Source organism: Pseudomonas sp. LBUM1668 (assembly GCF_059695715.1).
Genome location: NZ_CP166787.1, coordinates 1,840,263 through 1,855,929, shown reverse-complemented (window position 1 = coordinate 1,855,929; position 15,667 = coordinate 1,840,263). Strand labels below are relative to the sequence as shown.

The window sequence follows — 15,667 nt, the reverse complement described above, 5'->3', positions numbered from 1 at the left end:
TTACGAGGAGCACATAACATGACAGCAATTCAAATTTGCGCACTCATCACCCTGATCGCTTTCGCCGGACTACTTATTTGGGCTGGTTACAAGATGGGCCACATCGACGGAAAATCTGCAGGACTAAAAGAAAGAGACGAAATTCAGCGCGCCGAAAGCGTCAAGCCCATTCGTGAACTACGAGCAAAGCTCGACTTCTTCCAGCCAGACCATCAGCGCCTGGTACAGCGATGCAAGCAACAGGATAAGGATCCGCGCCTCGGCGAATTAGAGCGTCAAATACTGCTGGATATCGCCGAGAAGCTCAGGATCGCAGCCGAGACATTCGCCGCACTCCGTACCAGGAAAAAAAAACTGGAACGCGAAACCAGAGCCTTGCGCCAACTAGCTCTCGCCATGGCTTGCTCTCTGCACGCAGCAAGTGAAGGAGAAGCAGCATGAACGGCCCGCTCTCCTACTTCGGACCAACTCATTATCGGATCTCAGAGCAATGCGGCGAACAATCTCGCGTGCGAGCACGAATGTCGACTGCTTTGCTCTTCGACGACACGCGAGTCGATACCCACGAAATTAAAAGCCTCTGCTGCGCAGCAGCAGGCATTAATGCTTTTCCTCAAGCCGCTACCGAGGCATTTACCCCACACCAAAAGCTGCGCCGGGCAGCGCCTCCCAATGCAACGCTGAACGCTCAGAAACGCTCGCCCGCGCAGCTTGCCGAGGGGGATACGCAGTGTGATGAGGCGGCAGAACCATCGCTGCCGACCTATCACCTCGACAAGATTCCAGAAGACAAGATGGCCGAACTGGTCGGTACCACGCGCCGGGCATTGCAAGGCAAGCGCGCCCGAGGCGTCATTCCCAAAGGGGTTTGGAACAGCATCGATAGCCGCATTTATTACAGTCTAAGGAGATACGAAGCATGGCTCGAGAGCCAATGGGATTGCCCACCGGAGTTGAATTTGCTGGACAGTCCATCCGCATTCGCTTCACCTGGAACGGGCAACGCCGTTGCGAAACCCTCCCCTATCCCCAAACGCCGAAGGGGATTAAGGCTGCCGCCGACTTACGCGCTAACGTAACCAGCCTGATCAAGCATGGCGTGCTGGATGATCAGCGATACGCTGAGCTGTTCCCCAACTCCACTTATGCCACCTACTCAGCGACTCCCCGTTTCGGGGAGTATGCCCAGGAGTGGCTCAACAGCCGCGAGATCGTGGCCGGGACACGCAAAAACTACCTCGGCTCGCTCAATCTGTATTGGATGCCGTACTTGGCAATGCTGCCCATCGACAGCATCACGTCAGTGATGCTGCGCAAGGTAGTAGCTAATACAGAATGGCCGACGCCGGGTGTAAAGCGCGCGGCGATTCAGCGCCTGACCACGGTGTTCGGTACCGCAGTAAAAGATGGCCTGATCAACCGTAACCCGGTGGAGTCCATCGAGCTGCCGGTAAAGGCCAAGAAACCCATCGATCCGTTCACGGTTAGCGAGGCCAACCAGATCATTGATCACCTATATAAAACGCTGACCCATTCGATGCGGATCTACGCGGCCTACTTCGAGTTCGCCTTCTACACCGGCATGCGCCCCAGCGAGATCGCGGCGCTGCGCTGGGAAGAGGTCGACAAGGAAAAGCGACTGGTGAACGTGTGTCGGATCGTCGCGGATTACAAGATCGAGGAGCGAACCAAAACCCGCACCGGACGTCAGGTCATGCTCAACAGCCGAGCACTGCACGCCATCGAGCAGGCCGAACTGTTGGCAAAGCAACGTGCTTTGCCAAGCCGGCGCAAACGCACCGAATCGACCTATGTGTTCCCGCCCACCAAGAACTTCGAGTTCATCCAACAATCGAGCGTGACCGACAAACACTTCCAGGCTGCATTGATTGAATTGGGCATTCGCGCCCGTCGGCAATACAACTGCCGACACACATACGCTACCATGTGTCTCATGGCGGGTATGAACCCTGCGTTTATTGCCACTCAGCTCGGTCATAGCGTTCAGATGTTGCTATCGACCTACGCCCGATGGATAAACTCCAGCACTGACTGGGGTGAGCTCGGGAAGCTCGAAAACAGCTTGATTGGTACAAAATTGGTACAGGCAGAAACAGTACCCCTCTGAAACCCTTATGGAATCAGCCCCTGTGACACTGGAACAGAACTACACCGCGATTCTCGGCCAATTGGGCGAGGACGTCTCCCGCGAGGGCCTGCTCGACACGCCAAAGCGTGCCGCCAAAGCCATGCAGTACCTCTGCCGCGGTTACGAACAGACGCTTGAAGAGGTCACCAACGGTGCCCTGTTCAGCTCCGACAACAGCGAAATGGTGCTGGTCAAGGACATCGAGTTGTATTCGTTGTGCGAACACCACCTGCTGCCGTTTATCGGCAAGGCTCACGTCGCGTATATCCCGAGCGGCAAAGTGCTGGGCCTGTCGAAAGTCGCGCGGATCGTCGACATGTACGCCCGTCGCCTGCAGATTCAGGAAAACCTCAGCCGCCAGATCGCCGACGCGGTGCAGCAAGTTACCGGTGCGCTGGGCGTTGCCGTGGTGATCGAGGCCAAGCACATGTGCATGATGATGCGCGGTGTCGAGAAGCAGAATTCGTCGATGATCACTTCGGTGATGCTCGGTGAGTTCCGGGAAAACGCTGCGACCCGCAGCGAATTCCTCAGCCTGATCAAGTAACTCGTCACACAAAAAAACCGGCGTTGATCGCCGGTTTTTTTTCGCCCGTGAAAAATCGGGTAAGCTGCGCGCCTTTCTCAATGTGCACCGTGAGGCTTTCAACGTGTTCGTCAAAGCGCTTCGTGTCGGCCTCGGCCAACTGGTTATTTTCGTCGACTTCATCACCCGTCCGGGCAAGAAACAGCGCCCCGCCGCTGCTCAGGCGCAAGTCGATACGGCTGCCAAAGACCTGACCCTGTATCAGTTCCACGCCTGCCCGTTCTGTGTAAAAACCCGCCGTACCCTGCGTCGTTTGAACGTGCCGGTGGCGCTGAAGGATGCGAAGAACAACGAGCAGGATCGTCAGACGCTGCTGGAACAGGGCGGCCGGATCAAGGTGCCGTGCCTGCGCATTGAAGAGAATGGGCAGACGACCTGGATGTATGAGTCCAAGGTGATTATTGATTATCTGGACAAGCGGTTTGCTGCGGTCTGATGGATTGTGGTGTTGCTGATGTCCTCATCGCTGGCAAGCCAGCTCCCACAGGTTCTGTGAACGCCACAGATCACTGTGGGAGCTGGCTTGCCAGCGATGAGGCCAGTAAAGACACCGCAAGTCCCAGACAAAAATAAACCGGCCCTCGAGCCGGTTTATTTGTTTTCAAGCCGCTTTTTCCATTTGCGCCTGGCGCACCACCGCCGCCAATCGCTTCAGCCCTTCATCCAGTCGCGCCGGGTCGATGTGGCTGAAATTCAAACGCAAATGCCCATGATGGTTGTCCGGATCGGGAAAGAACGGCTCGCCCGGCATGAACGCCACATCATTGGCCAAGGCTTCGTTGAGCAACGTTCGCGTGTCCAGCGGCTGTTTCAACGTCAGCCAGAAAAACAGCCCACCCTGTGGCACGTTCCAGTCGGCCAGATCGGCAAAGTGCATTTGCAGTGCCGCTTGAAAGCCATCGCGACGCTCACGATAGAAGCCGCGCAATTCAGTTAAGTGCTGCTGATATTTTTCGCTGCCGATCCACTGCAACGCCTGCCACTGGCCGATGCGATTGGTGTGCAGGTCCGCTGATTGCTTGAGCTTGAGCAGATGCGGGAACAGATCCGGGCTGGCGATCAGGTAGCCGACACGCAAACCCGGCAGAAGGGTTTTCGACACGGTGCCGGTGTAGATCCAGCTGGATTTCTTCAGGCGTGCGGTGATCGGCTTGGCGCTGCCGCCATCGAACGTCAGTTCGCGGTACGGTTCGTCTTCGATCAGGGTCACGCCGAATTCGTCGAGCAGAGCGGCGACGGCTGCGCGCTTGGCCTCGCTGTAGCGCACGGCAGACGGGTTCTGGAACGTCGGGATCAGGTAGATGAACGCCGGACGATGCTGTTCCAGGCGAATGCGCAGTTGCGCCAGGTTCGGGCCGTCGGCCTCCTGCTGCACAGTCAGGCAATCAGCTCCGAATAGCTGGAAGATCTGCAATGCCGCCAGGTAAGTCGGCGCCTCCAGCAGAATCTCGGTGCCTTTGTCGATGTACAGCTTTGCCGCCAGATCCAGCGTTTGCTGAGAGCCGCTGACCACCAGCACCTGACTCGCCTCGCAGGCCAACCCCAGCGCCCTCGCCTCTGCTGCCAAGGCTTCACGCAATGCTGGCTCGCCCTCGCTCATACCGTACTGACCGAGCGACAGGGGCATGTCGGCCCATTCGACTTTCGGCAACATGGCTTCGGCGGGCAGGCCACCGGCAAACGACATCACTTCCGGGCGCTGTGCCGCGGCGAGGATTTCACGGATCAGAGAACTTTTAAGGCGCGAGACACGTTCGGAAAAAGCCATGGAGGTCACCGGTAGCAAGGCGTGTGAAAAATGAGTCAAACTTGTTGACTGAAATTACGACAGCTTGAGCGAGTACGTCAACATGATTGACCTTAAAAACCCCAGCAGTCAGCAGCAGGCCATGGAAGCGTTTTTCTTCGGTTATCAGGCGTTCACCGCCAAGGCTGACGAAATGCTCGAGCGCCGAGGTTTGTCACGGGTGCATCAGCGCATTGTGTTTTTCATCGCCCGCTACCCGAATCTGAGCGTCAAGGAGTTGCTGGCCTTGCTGGGCGTGAGCAAGCAGGCGCTGAACATGCCGTTGCGGCAATTGCAGGAAATGCATCTGGTGGACAGCGTCGCGTCAGAGACGGATAAGCGTAAGCGACTGCTGGCGTTGACTGCGGAAGGGGCAAAGTTTGAACAGGTGTTGCGGCGTGAACAGGTGAAATTGCTGGAGCGGGTGTTTGCCGAGGCTGGGGAGGTGGCGGTGAATGGTTGGTTGGCGGTGAATCTGGCGTTGGGGGACAGTCAGGCGACTTTTGATTGAATGCTCTGGCCTCATCGCTGGCAAGCCAGCTCCCACGGGGTTATGAGCTGACCACAGAATTCGGATCCACAAATAAACACTGTGGGAGCTGGCTTGCCAGCGATGAGGCTAGCAAGGGCGATATATCCCTATTGACGGACATTTCGTAAACAAAACAGAAAACAATATTTGCTTTATTTGTACACAAAAGCATAATCCACAGCGTGCGAGTTCCTGACCGCATGGTCAACAAATTCGCGTATGCCTCAAAGGGCCGCTGCCACCCCTCATGGGTCCGGCCCTGGAAATAACAATAAAACTCTTGAGGAGTACTCGCTGTGGAAAGCCGCAAATCCGAAGCATCGACGCTGGATCTCTCGCCGCCGTTACGCAATGGCTTGCTTGAGCGCCTGTTTAAACTCAGCTTGCATGGCACCACGGTGAAGACCGAGCTGATTGCCGGTCTGACAACCTTCATCACCATGGCTTACATCATCTTCGTCAACCCCAACATCATGGCCGATGCCGGGATTGACCACGGGGCCGCCTTCGTCGCCACCTGTATCGCCGCCGCACTGGGCTGCCTGTTGATGGGCCTGTACGCGAACTGGCCGGTGGGTCTGGCGCCGGGCATGGGCCTCAACGCGTTCTTCACCTACACCGTGGTTGGCACCATGGGCTACAACTGGGAAACCGCGCTCGGTGCGGTGTTTGTCTCGGGTGTGTTGTTCATGATTCTGACCTTCTCGCGGATCCGCGAATGGCTGCTCAACAGCATTCCGGTCAGCCTGCGCCATGCGATGGGCGCCGGTGTCGGTTTGTTTCTCGGGCTGATCGGTTTGAAAACCGCTGGCATCGTCGTCGATAGCCCGGCGACTCTGCTCAAACTGGGCTCTCTGCATGAAGCTGGCCCACTGCTCGCCGCGGTCTGCTTCCTGATGATCGCAATTCTCAGCTACCACCGCGTATTTGGCGCGATCCTCATCAGCATCATCACCGTCACCCTGGCCGGTTGGGGCCTGGGCCTCGTGCACTATCAAGGCATCATGTCGGCACCGCCAAGCCTGGCACCGACCTGGATGGCGATGAATGTGGCCGGCGTATTCAACGTCAGCATGATCAGCGTGGTCCTCGCGTTCCTCTTCGTGCACATGTTCGACACCGCCGGCACTCTGATGGGCGTTGCCCAGCGTGCCAATCTGGTGAACGCGGACGGTCGCATCGAAAACCTCTCCCGCGCCATGAAAGCCGACAGTGCTTCCAGTGTGTTCGGAGCCGTAGTCGGTGTTCCGCCCGTCACCAGTTATGTGGAAAGTGCCGCTGGCGTGGCCGCTGGTGGTCGGACTGGTCTTACCGCCGTCACCGTAGGTGTGCTATTTATAGCGGCGATGTTTTTTGCACCGCTGGCCGGCATGATTCCCGCCTACGCCACCGCCGGTGCACTGATCTACGTTGCAATGCTGATGATGGGCAGCATGGCCCACATCGAGTGGGACGAAGCCACCGACGCCATTCCCGCCATCGTCACCGCGATCATGATGCCGCTGACGTTTTCGGTCGCCGATGGTATTGCGCTGGGCTTCATCACTTATGTGGCGCTGAAGGCCGGCACCGGCAAATTCAAGGAAATTTCCGTCAGCCTGTGGGTGCTCTGCGCGATCTTCTTCGCCAAGTTCATCTTCCTGTAAGCGGCACGCGGTTCAAGCTTCAAAACGGCCTCACCCTTGCGGGTGGGGCTTTTGCACATTCTTGAGTACAACTAAAAAAGGAGAACGTGATGAGTCTGGAAACCTGGCTGCTGTTCAGCGGCGCTGCGCTGGTGGTGATCCTTATTCCGGGACCACTGTCGTTGCTGATGATCAGCAACAGCCTGAATTACGGTTTGCGCCGTTCGTACCCGGCGTTTCTTGGCGGCGTGATTGCCTCGATCTGTTTGCTCAGCGCTTCCGCGCTGGGTCTGGGCGCACTGCTCCTGGCTTCGGAACAACTGTTCAGCGCGCTGAAAATCGTCGGTGCCCTGTACCTGTTCTACCTCGCCTGGCAGAGCTGGCAGCAATCGCGCCAGCCATCAGTGGCCGCCGAAGTACCGCAAGCGGCGCCGGTGCCACGCTTTCGCGCACTGTTCGGCCGTGCGTTTGTATTGGGTGCCAGCAACCCGAAAGACATCCTCTTCTTCGCCGCGTTTTTGCCGCAATTCCTCAGCGCCGAGCAAGCATTTCTGCCGCAGTTGCTGGTAATGATTGCAACCTGGACCCTCCTCGATCTGCTATGCAAACTCGCCTACGGCCTGAGCGCCCATGGTGCAGCCCGTTATTTGCGCAGCGGCAAAGGTCAGAGCTGGTTCAACCGGATCAGCGCCGGGTTGTTTGGCGGCGCAGGCGCGGCGTCCTTGCTCAGCAGCCATTCCTGAGAAAGACGACGATTGAGCGACGGGGTTGTAACTGCTGTTAATACTGTTTAACGAACTACAGCAGTTACAAACGCTGACAAAAATCAATTCAACTGAATCATGAAGTAACTCTATTCAATTCGATGCACGCCGCAACACCACGTAACAACACTTCGATATACACCAACCAAAATCCCTCTCTATATTCCTGCACAACTGACAACCAATACCAGAACAAGGAAGTTCTATATGGCCCAGCATCTGCAAATCCGCGTTATCGAAATTCATGCCAACATCCCGGCGTTGAACTATTGTTTTTTCGCCGCCCCTTCCCCGCCCTCTTTTCACTGCCATTAGTGCCTGGCCTTGGCCCGCGTTTCACTGTGCCCAGGTGATTTTGCAGCTACCGAGTCCAATAAACCTGATGCACGACCGTTGCAAAACGTCAGTCGCCCTCAGTGTAAAAATATTAATCCTTATTACCGCCCAATAATAATTCATCAATTCGAAGTGTATTAATGTTAAAGCCGACGAAGAAAATCAATACATCCAACAAAGACGGCACCTCAAGCTTAATCAGAACCGAAGACAACTCGGCCGCCGCCAACCGCCCCCGTAACCAGGTATCAGATCTACCTGGAAATGTCTCTGGTCCCGATGCTGGCCGACGCGCCAGCACTGAGCATCCGTTTCAACATCCCCCGCAGTCCGAGATTATCGTGACTGAAATTCCGGGATCGGTCAGGCCGGCTACCCCCCCGATAGTCAAGTCCGCGCTTAACATGATCATGTGGCCGCAAGACCGTGTCGGCGAGCTGATGCCGTTCGGGAGAAACACAGGGTTATTCGTCGTAACCGATGGCACGTTGATTGCCGATATAAAGGGTCTGGGCAAAACAGTAGTCGAGCGTACCAGCCAGGGCGAGTATCAGGTTCCCTTCCCGTTCGCACCCGGGGTGCCGGGGCCGATTCTTGCCAGGATCGCCGGTGAACCCTACTGGTACATCGAACGTCCAGGCTGGGTGAAGAAACCTGTACAGACGCCGCTGGACACAAGCGCACAACCATTCAAATTTTTACTTCCCGAACTGGCGAACCTGCTGGAACCCGCAAGCCCGCTGGACGGTATTCGTCACGATAAACTGGGCAGAACCTACGCTGATATTGATGGCGAAGGTACGGTGCTGATACGCAAAAATGACGACGGTGATTATCAGGCCAGCGACGTCAATGAGCGGGTCGCATCGGGTCCGTTAGTTGAGCGAATCCCCGGCACCGTTCTGTGGCGACGAATTCCGGAACGGCCTCCATCTCCGGAAAGTCCGCGGCTGTATATCCATGAGTCGCCCGACATGGACGCTGACACTTCGGCCACCCAGGTGAAACGACCGAGGCTGGAACAGGCTGGCGAGTCATCCGACCCGATGGAAGCCTCGAATACGGCGCAGCTCTTTCCCCAAACGACCGTTGAAAGTCCTTATCACTGGATGCAGTGGGTACATTACAACGACCTCCCGACTGGCCCATCGGTCAAGCTTGGCGGATTTGATTACACGGTTTTGCCGCCGGGTTCAGCTCCCGATGAATTGGCGGGGATGAACTTCTTGCAAAACCCAAATTCTCCGATCAGCCGCTTCGATGATTTCGAGCGCGTAATGCGCGACACGCCTGAACTTCAGCCGGTTGCCGTCTTTCCGAAAAGCAACCACTCCATGGAAGTTCCACCGGCGCACAAGCTTTTTCGTAAACCGTTGTCGCGGTCCGTCGCCGAGCGTTTCACCGAATTCTCCGAGGGAACGGCGCTGTCGGTCGCCAAAACCTTGTTCGAGCGCGCTGATAATTCACCGCAAATCACTTCCACGGGCCTCAACAATATCCGTCAGGTCCTGGCCCATTGGAGCTTGAATCCCAAAGCCACCTCTGGCGTCCCGCTACTCGGCGACCCAATGCTCATGTTGCACGAGGCCCCGCGAATCGAACGGAACGGAACGACCTACCTGACGCTCAACGCCCAGGCGGAGGCACCGTTGCATCGCCTGAACTTTGATCCGAAGCTTTTTCCCGAAGACTGGAATTTCTACCTCAGAAGCCCTTCCAGCAAGGCCTTGAGGCAATTGACCGGTGGTCTGCTGGTGCGTGCCGGTTATGACGTCTTCCGGCTGACACCTCAGCATCAACCACCCACTTTGGTATTCCGCAGTCTGGCGACAGCTGATGTGTTCATCTTGAAACTGGCGGCGGTCGAGGGCAATGGCATCACCCTTTATACCTATCCCGGCACCGAGCTTTTTGACCCCTTGCTGCCCGCCTGCATTGGCAAGCCAGCCTACGACGCGGTGGTGGCGGCCGATGCGAAAAACCAGTTGATCTGGCTGCTGGGTGGCGTTCTCAACGTCGATTCGAAACCCGACTCGGTCTTCATCATCAGAGAGCGCTGATGACATCACCCCTTTATTCAGGAACAGATCCATGAAGCTACCCAAGAAAACCAGCGCATCCACGACCCCCCCCTCCTCTTCTGCCTCACGGCCAGTGGCGGGTGCGGAATTACCTACCGATCCGATCACAGCCACTCACGTTGGGAGGGCTACTCCAGGCCACAGCTCGACATCCGTCGTACAGCCGACTTCATCCTCTTCAAGCGGCACTGGCTCGCAATCGGCCATGGTCGTAACGCCCATGCTGTATTCGCCACAGGATCGAATACTGGCCGCCATCAAGGCCTCTAATTGGCCAAAGGACAAAATCCACGAACTGCGCCCCGTGTCGGGCAACAGCGGTCTGTTCGAAGCTTTTGACGGCATGATTTACGCGTTCGTCGGCGGCGAAGATTACATGTGCGTCGTGCGCCGCGCAGATGGCGAATACCAAAGTCCGATGGTGACATCGCCGGGAGTAGCGTACACCTTCAGAAAAATCGACGGTGAAGCCCGTTGGGATGCCAATTGGCTCCCTTTACAAGGTTTACTCGATGCAGACGTACCGCGCACTGTCGCAATGCCCGGGGCTGGCGTAACGCGCACAGTCACAATGCCCGAGGCTCTCGAGTTCCTACCGACATTTTTGGCAGACACCCTGACACCAAGCGAGAACTCGGCGCAGGGTGTCCGTTACGACCGGGCCAGCCGTCCCTACGTCGACACGATCGAGGGCACCATCATGGTTCATCGTCACCCCGACGGAAGCTATCAACACAGATCCCCTCAAAGCCTCATCCCGACGGGCCGAATGGTCGAGCAGATTCCCGGGCAGAAAATGTGGCGGTTCATAGACGAATGGATAGCCTGGGGCAAGAAAGCCAAGCCCGAGACCGGCGAATCACTCGCCCTTAACGGCCACCACTACCCTATCGTTCCGGTGGGAACCCAGGCGAACGACGCCACTCGCGTGTATTTTCTGCAACATCCGGATTTTTCGCCAACCCACTTCGATTCGTTTGAACGCATGTTGTACGAGGCCCCGGACCTTCAACCCGTGCCGGTCTGGCGCAGTAGCGAGAGCCCTTTGAAAGTTCACGTCGGCGAGAAATCATTCACCCAGCCCCTGACAGAATCGGTCAGGGAGATGTTCAGCGAATTTTCGGATTCCACTGCACGATCCGTCGCCAGAATGTTGTTCGAGCGCGCCGACTACTCCCGCACGATCACATCGGCCGGCTTGCTTAAGCTGCAGCGGATGACTGACCAGTGGCGGCTCAAACCTCAGGAGGCTGCATCCTGGTTCGCGGAACCGATGGACATGCTACCCGTGTTGCCCCGGGTAGAAAGTGGCGGCAAAGCCACGATATTGTTGCCGCCCGAGGTGAACGGTCCGCTGCAACGCCTGACGTTTGACCCGCAGCGTTTCCGGGATGATTGGACGATCTACCTTCAAGATCCAACATTGGCCAACCTGAGATTGCTGGTCAGGGGCGTGCTCGGGCGCGCCGGCTATAAAGTTGCAACCTTCACCACCCTGGATTCGTCGACGCTGGTGTTCCTGGGAAAGACGCGCACCACGGTCTATTACCTGAAGCTGGCACAAGTTAACGGTAATGCGGTTGAAGTGGGTGGCTCCCCCGCCCCGGGTGCGGCGGTGCTCGCCGACCCAGATCTGCGGGCGAGGGTTGGCGGCACTGCGTATAAAGCCCTCATGGATGCCAGTACATCTAACAAAATCGTCTGGCTACAGGGTGGTGCCCACCGCGACGTATTCGGTCGCCAGTCTGTTTTCATCATCAGAGAATTGTGACCACGGCCGCTTGAAGTTACTCACTTACCCACGCTCTCCAAACGCGATATAGCTGGAGCAGCCTCCAAGGCTGCTCCAACTATCCTCCCTATGTGGCAGACAACTAAAAGCTGTTCGCCGCAATGGGCAGTTACTTCCTGCCATGTACATATGAAAATCTTGCAACCAGGCACGGCCTGCTGATTCACAGGCGAAAAAATTTCACACCAAGACATATACACCGCACCTTCGCACCTCCATTGCCGGACATTACTCCTTTGAAACCGTGCTTCACGCGAAGCAATTCAATGGAGTAATGCAATGGCAATACCGCCGAAGAAAATTCCTGGCTCGTCCTCATCCAGCGTAACGCCGAGCTCCAGAACACCCTCGTCGGATCCGCTGGCAGGCAGCCGCGTTGACATCAGACATGTTCTGCCCGGTATGGAGGGGGCGAGTGCGGATCCGACACTCGCAACATCTTCAGCGAGCCCTCGGCCAGGTGCCTCCCGGCAGCAATCCAGCGCTCTCGTCAGCCCTATGTCTGACCTGCAAAGTCCTTCACCGACACGGCAAGTGTCAACGCTAGACATGTCCGCCACCTCGCGTACTTCAGGTACCGACGCATCAGCCAGCGCTGTTACACAACGCTCGTTGTTTCTCGATGCCGAGCCGGCGGAGCTACTGAAAAAATATCCCCTTTCACCGGAGGGCTTTCGTTACGACAAACGCAACAAGCGTTACGTCGAAATGGAAGACGGCAGCATGGTCATGGTGCACAAAGGACAGGACGGTCTCCGGCAGACAAACTCCCGGGAAGCAAGCCCCACCGGGAATTGGGTCAAATACCTTCCAGACAAGCAGAAATGGCGTGAATTGACCCCAGCCGAAATGACCGCCAAGCGCCCTCACCCGGAAGCTGACCTTGCTTTCAACCAGGAGGACGCCACGGCCGGTCCGAGCAAGCGAGCACGCCTCACCAACGAGGCCACTACACAGGCTCTGGTGCAACGTCTTCTCTCCACGCCGCCGAGCGCGTTGGACTCGTCGCTGCGTCAGTGGGAAAACTGGGGAAAGACCACAAGACCCGAGTCGGACGAGTCAATCGAAATAGGAGGAAAGCACTATTCGATTGTGGCTCAGGAGCGAAGCTCCGAGCCCAACCTGGTGTACTTGCAACATCCCGAGTTCAAACCCGGACGCTTTGATGCGTTTGAACACATGTTGCGCGTTGACCCTTCACGTCAGCCGAAATGGGCCTTGAGACAAGAGGGGCAATGGAGGGTACGGGATAACCACCCACCGTTTGAAATGCCCATGACTCAATACGTCTCGAGCGCATTCAACCTTTTCTCGGATCATTCGGCGCAGGCCATTGCCAGGACCGTATTCGACCGCTCCAGCCTGCCAGGCGGGATCGACAGCGAGGGACTTTCGACGCTGGCTTTGACATTTCATCACTGGAAGCACCGAGCCAGCCCAGACCTGCCACCGCCAGAACTTTTTGATCCTTTGCTGCTGCTGCCCACTCTGCCAAGGAGATCAAGCACAGGTTCGAACAGCCATGATCTCGCGCTACCGCCGCAGTTTGACGTTGCGTTGCATCGCATTGATTTCGACACCGATCGTGTCAATGCACAGTTCAACAATGAGCTGAATCGGCCAGACTCAAGTGTGCGCGCGGTGTTCAGCAATATTCTGGAACACAGCGGCTATACCGTAGATCGCACCAGTCGCATGTTCGCCGAGGATGCGTTGATCTTCAAACGGGAAGGTCTAGACGTGGTTTTTGTCTTGAAACTCCCCTCAGCACCTGTCGAGGGAACGCTTAAACGATGGGTCGAACCCGGTGCTGAGCAGGCCTTCTCTGCATTGAGATCCAGGGTCGCAGACACGTCCACGACCACGTCGCACACGACAGACTGGAGCCTGATGCTGCAAAACGGAAAGACCATTCATCTCGTGGGTGGCATTGAGATGACTCCTGCAAATCAGAAAGTGCCGTTCATCGTCCGCGAGGGTTGAGCCTTCCCCTGGCTACTCATGCCGTTTTCCGGTTGTTAAATACCGGCACGTGTTCAAGACCTTACGTCGTCATCGCAATACGCGGTGGCGGCGTAATTTTTTCCCAAAAGACGGGGATTGTCACAACGGCCTGACACCCAGACAGCCCCTTCAAAACCTTCACCGAAATGGTTTGAATCGTTTGCTTTCCAGGCAAGACATATATACCGCACGCCCCCTCCTCCGGTTGGCGAACATCACTCCCTTGGAATCGCGTCTTACGCGAAGCAATTCAATGGAGTAATGCAATGGCAACACCGCCGAAGAAAATTCCTGGCTCGTCCTCATCCAGCGTACCGCCGAGCTCCAGAACACCCTCGCCGGATTCGCTGGCAGGCAGCCGCGTTGACCTGGGACCTGTTCTCCCCGGTATGGAGGGTACGGGTGCGGATCCGACATTCAATACATCTTCAGCGAGTCTTTGGTCAGGTGCCTCCCGGCAGCAATCCAGCGCGCTCGTCAGCCCGATGCCTGACCTGCAAAGCCCGTCCCCGACACGGCAAGTGTCAACGCAAGGCGTGTCCACCGCCTCGCGTATTTCAGGTGCCGACGCATCAGCCAGCCTTGGTCTACAACACCCGTTCATTCTCGATGCCGTGCTGGCGGAGCAACTGAAACAAAAACCCCTTTCACCAGAGGGCATTCGCTACGACAAACGCAAAAAGCCTTACGTCGAAATGGAAGACGGCAGAATGGTCATGGTGCGCAAAGTACAGAACGATTACCGGCAGACAAACTCAAGAGAAGCAAGCCCCACCGGGGATTGGGTCGAATACCTTCCAGACAAGCAGAAATGGCGTGAATTGACCCCAGCCGAAATGACCGCCAAGCGCACTCACCCGGAAGCTGACCTTGCTATTAACCCGGAGGACGCCATTGCCGGTCCGAGCAAGCGAGCACGCCTTGCGAGCGAAACCGACAGCGAGGCCGGAGCAGAGGCGCTGGCACAACACCTTCTCTCCACACCGCCGAGCCCGTTGGACTTGTCGACGCGTCATTGGGAAAACTGGGGAAAGACCACAAAACCCGAGTCGGGCGAGTCAATTGAAATACAAGGAAAGCATTATTCGATTGTGGATCAGGGCCTGGGCCCCGAGACCAGACTTGTGTACTTGCAACATCCCGGGTTCAAACCCAAACGCTTTGATGCGTTCGAAGAGATGTTGCGCGAGACCCCTTCGCACCAGCCGAAATGGGCCTTGAAAGGTGTGGATCAGTGGAAGGTACTGGATAAGCCACCGTTTGAAATGCCCATGACTCAATACGTCTCGAGGACATTCAATACCCTCTCGGATCATTCGGTGCAGGCTATTGCCAGGACCCTATTCGACCGCGTCAGCTTGCCTGACGGTATTAACAACCAGGGACTTTCGACGCTGGCGTTGACATTTCGCCACTGGATGAACCGAGCCTCCTACGAACCACCGCCGCATGTTTTTTCCGATCCGTTGGTGATGTTGCCCAGAACGCCAATCCAGTCCGACAGTGTGACACCCGGCTGGAGACTGACCCTGCCTCCCCCCAGACCAGATCTATTGCAACGCCTGGACTTTGATCCACAACGTTTTCCCGGGCTATGGCAGGCATACCAGACGACCGCCACGCCTGCCAGCCTGCGCAACCTGTTCAGCGCGCTGCTGCAAGACAACGGATACGTCGTCTACTCGACTTCACGGCCGCTGAACGAAGCTGCATTGATATTTCACCGTGAAGGCGTCCGTGCGGTATTCGTTTTGAAATTCCCCCCCATCACCGCAGACACCGTTATGCGTCCCACGGCTGTCGGTTTCGAACTCACTCGCGCAGATTTCCAGGCCCGACTGAGTGATGCGGGCAGAGAGGCACTTAATACCCACCTGGCAAGGGACGAAATCATTTATCTGCTCGGGGGCATCCAACATTCTGCCTCGGGGCCGACGCTGTTCATCGTCAGAGAAGGCTAAGCGGCACCCCTGCGGTGCCTCACCACAAACATTCAGACATCGAGATACATT

General features: G+C 56.7%; 13 protein-coding genes. 12 read left to right on the top strand and 1 reads right to left on the bottom strand.

Going from position 1 to position 15,667, the window contains the following annotated elements; all coding sequences use genetic code 11:
- Nucleotides 1–18 precede the first annotated feature (18 nt).
- From ACA061_RS08330 to ACA061_RS08310, 5 genes are all read left to right on the top strand, one after another.
- Nucleotides 19–441 (top strand): hypothetical protein, encoded by a 423-nt coding sequence (locus ACA061_RS08330; protein WP_497301128.1) that lies wholly within the window; start codon nucleotides 19–21, stop codon nucleotides 439–441.
- Entirely contained in the window at nucleotides 438–1,079 is a 642-nt protein-coding gene (locus ACA061_RS08325; RefSeq protein WP_497301127.1) for a hypothetical protein, read from the top strand. The genes ACA061_RS08330 and ACA061_RS08325 overlap by 4 nt, the downstream gene beginning before the upstream one ends.
- Nucleotides 974–2,128, top strand: coding sequence for a tyrosine-type recombinase/integrase (locus ACA061_RS08320; protein WP_497301914.1), 1,155 nt, complete (start codon nucleotides 974–976; stop codon nucleotides 2,126–2,128). Before ACA061_RS08325 ends, ACA061_RS08320 begins: the two co-directional genes overlap by 106 nt.
- 22 nt (nucleotides 2,129–2,150) lie before the next feature.
- Nucleotides 2,151–2,696 (top strand): GTP cyclohydrolase I FolE, encoded by a 546-nt coding sequence (gene folE, locus ACA061_RS08315; protein ID WP_010456659.1) that lies wholly within the window; start codon nucleotides 2,151–2,153, stop codon nucleotides 2,694–2,696.
- 103 nt (nucleotides 2,697–2,799) lie between these two features.
- Nucleotides 2,800–3,171 carry a glutathione S-transferase N-terminal domain-containing protein gene (locus ACA061_RS08310; RefSeq protein WP_150618553.1) on the top strand — a complete coding sequence of 124 codons (372 nt, stop codon included), beginning with the start codon at nucleotides 2,800–2,802 and terminating at the stop codon, nucleotides 3,169–3,171.
- A 165-nt stretch (nucleotides 3,172–3,336) separates the two neighbouring features.
- Here ACA061_RS08310 and ACA061_RS08305 read toward each other — a convergent pair whose 3' ends face one another.
- On the bottom strand, nucleotides 3,337–4,503 hold the full coding sequence (locus ACA061_RS08305; RefSeq protein ID WP_497301126.1) for an aminotransferase-like domain-containing protein: 1,167 nt from the start codon (nucleotides 4,501–4,503) through the stop codon (nucleotides 3,337–3,339).
- 82 nt (nucleotides 4,504–4,585) lie between these two features.
- Between ACA061_RS08305 and ACA061_RS08300 the strand changes: the two genes are divergently transcribed.
- The 7 genes from ACA061_RS08300 to ACA061_RS08270 all read left to right on the top strand — a co-directional run bounded on the left by ACA061_RS08300 (nucleotide 4,586) and on the right by ACA061_RS08270 (nucleotide 15,616).
- Nucleotides 4,586–5,032, top strand: a complete 447-nt coding sequence (locus tag ACA061_RS08300; RefSeq protein ID WP_210702094.1) for a MarR family winged helix-turn-helix transcriptional regulator — start codon at nucleotides 4,586–4,588, stop codon at nucleotides 5,030–5,032.
- A 317-nt stretch (nucleotides 5,033–5,349) separates the two neighbouring features.
- On the top strand, nucleotides 5,350–6,699 hold the full coding sequence (locus ACA061_RS08295) for an NCS2 family permease (RefSeq protein ID WP_042558436.1): 1,350 nt from the start codon (nucleotides 5,350–5,352) through the stop codon (nucleotides 6,697–6,699).
- A gap of 89 nt (nucleotides 6,700–6,788) precedes the next feature.
- Nucleotides 6,789–7,421: a LysE family translocator gene (locus tag ACA061_RS08290; protein ID WP_150618550.1), complete on the top strand. Its 633-nt coding sequence runs from the start codon at nucleotides 6,789–6,791 to the stop codon at nucleotides 7,419–7,421.
- 497 nt (nucleotides 7,422–7,918) lie between these two features.
- Entirely contained in the window at nucleotides 7,919–9,838 is a 1,920-nt protein-coding gene (locus ACA061_RS08285; protein ID WP_497301124.1) for a hypothetical protein, read from the top strand.
- Between the two features lie 241 nt (nucleotides 9,839–10,079).
- On the top strand, nucleotides 10,080–11,630 hold the full coding sequence (locus ACA061_RS08280) for a hypothetical protein (RefSeq protein ID WP_210553633.1): 1,551 nt from the start codon (nucleotides 10,080–10,082) through the stop codon (nucleotides 11,628–11,630).
- 570 nt (nucleotides 11,631–12,200) lie between these two features.
- Nucleotides 12,201–13,634: a hypothetical protein gene (locus ACA061_RS08275; protein ID WP_497301122.1), complete on the top strand. Its 1,434-nt coding sequence runs from the start codon at nucleotides 12,201–12,203 to the stop codon at nucleotides 13,632–13,634.
- 287 nt (nucleotides 13,635–13,921) lie between these two features.
- Complete coding sequence (locus ACA061_RS08270) at nucleotides 13,922–15,616, top strand: hypothetical protein (RefSeq protein WP_210553635.1); 1,695 nt, start codon at nucleotides 13,922–13,924, stop codon at nucleotides 15,614–15,616.
- The last annotated feature ends 51 nt before the right edge of the window (nucleotides 15,617–15,667 follow it).

Bases quoted from the DNA above. Each gene is read 5' to 3' on its own strand.
- ACA061_RS08300 (WP_210702094.1), top strand. From the start codon at position 4,586: ATGATTGACCTTAAAAACCCCAGCAGTCAGCAGCAGGCCATGGAAGCG.
- ACA061_RS08330 (WP_497301128.1), top strand. From the start codon at position 19: ATGACAGCAATTCAAATTTGCGCACTCATCACCCTGATCGCTTTCGCC.
- ACA061_RS08305 (WP_497301126.1), bottom strand. From the start codon at position 4,503: ATGGCTTTTTCCGAACGTGTCTCGCGCCTTAAAAGTTCTCTGATCCGT.
- ACA061_RS08275 (WP_497301122.1), top strand. From the start codon at position 12,201: ATGTCCGCCACCTCGCGTACTTCAGGTACCGACGCATCAGCCAGCGCT.
- ACA061_RS08280 (WP_210553633.1), top strand. From the start codon at position 10,080: ATGCTGTATTCGCCACAGGATCGAATACTGGCCGCCATCAAGGCCTCT.
- ACA061_RS08270 (WP_210553635.1), top strand. From the start codon at position 13,922: ATGGCAACACCGCCGAAGAAAATTCCTGGCTCGTCCTCATCCAGCGTA.
- ACA061_RS08325 (WP_497301127.1), top strand. From the start codon at position 438: ATGAACGGCCCGCTCTCCTACTTCGGACCAACTCATTATCGGATCTCA.
- ACA061_RS08290 (WP_150618550.1), top strand. From the start codon at position 6,789: ATGAGTCTGGAAACCTGGCTGCTGTTCAGCGGCGCTGCGCTGGTGGTG.
- ACA061_RS08285 (WP_497301124.1), top strand. From the start codon at position 7,919: ATGTTAAAGCCGACGAAGAAAATCAATACATCCAACAAAGACGGCACC.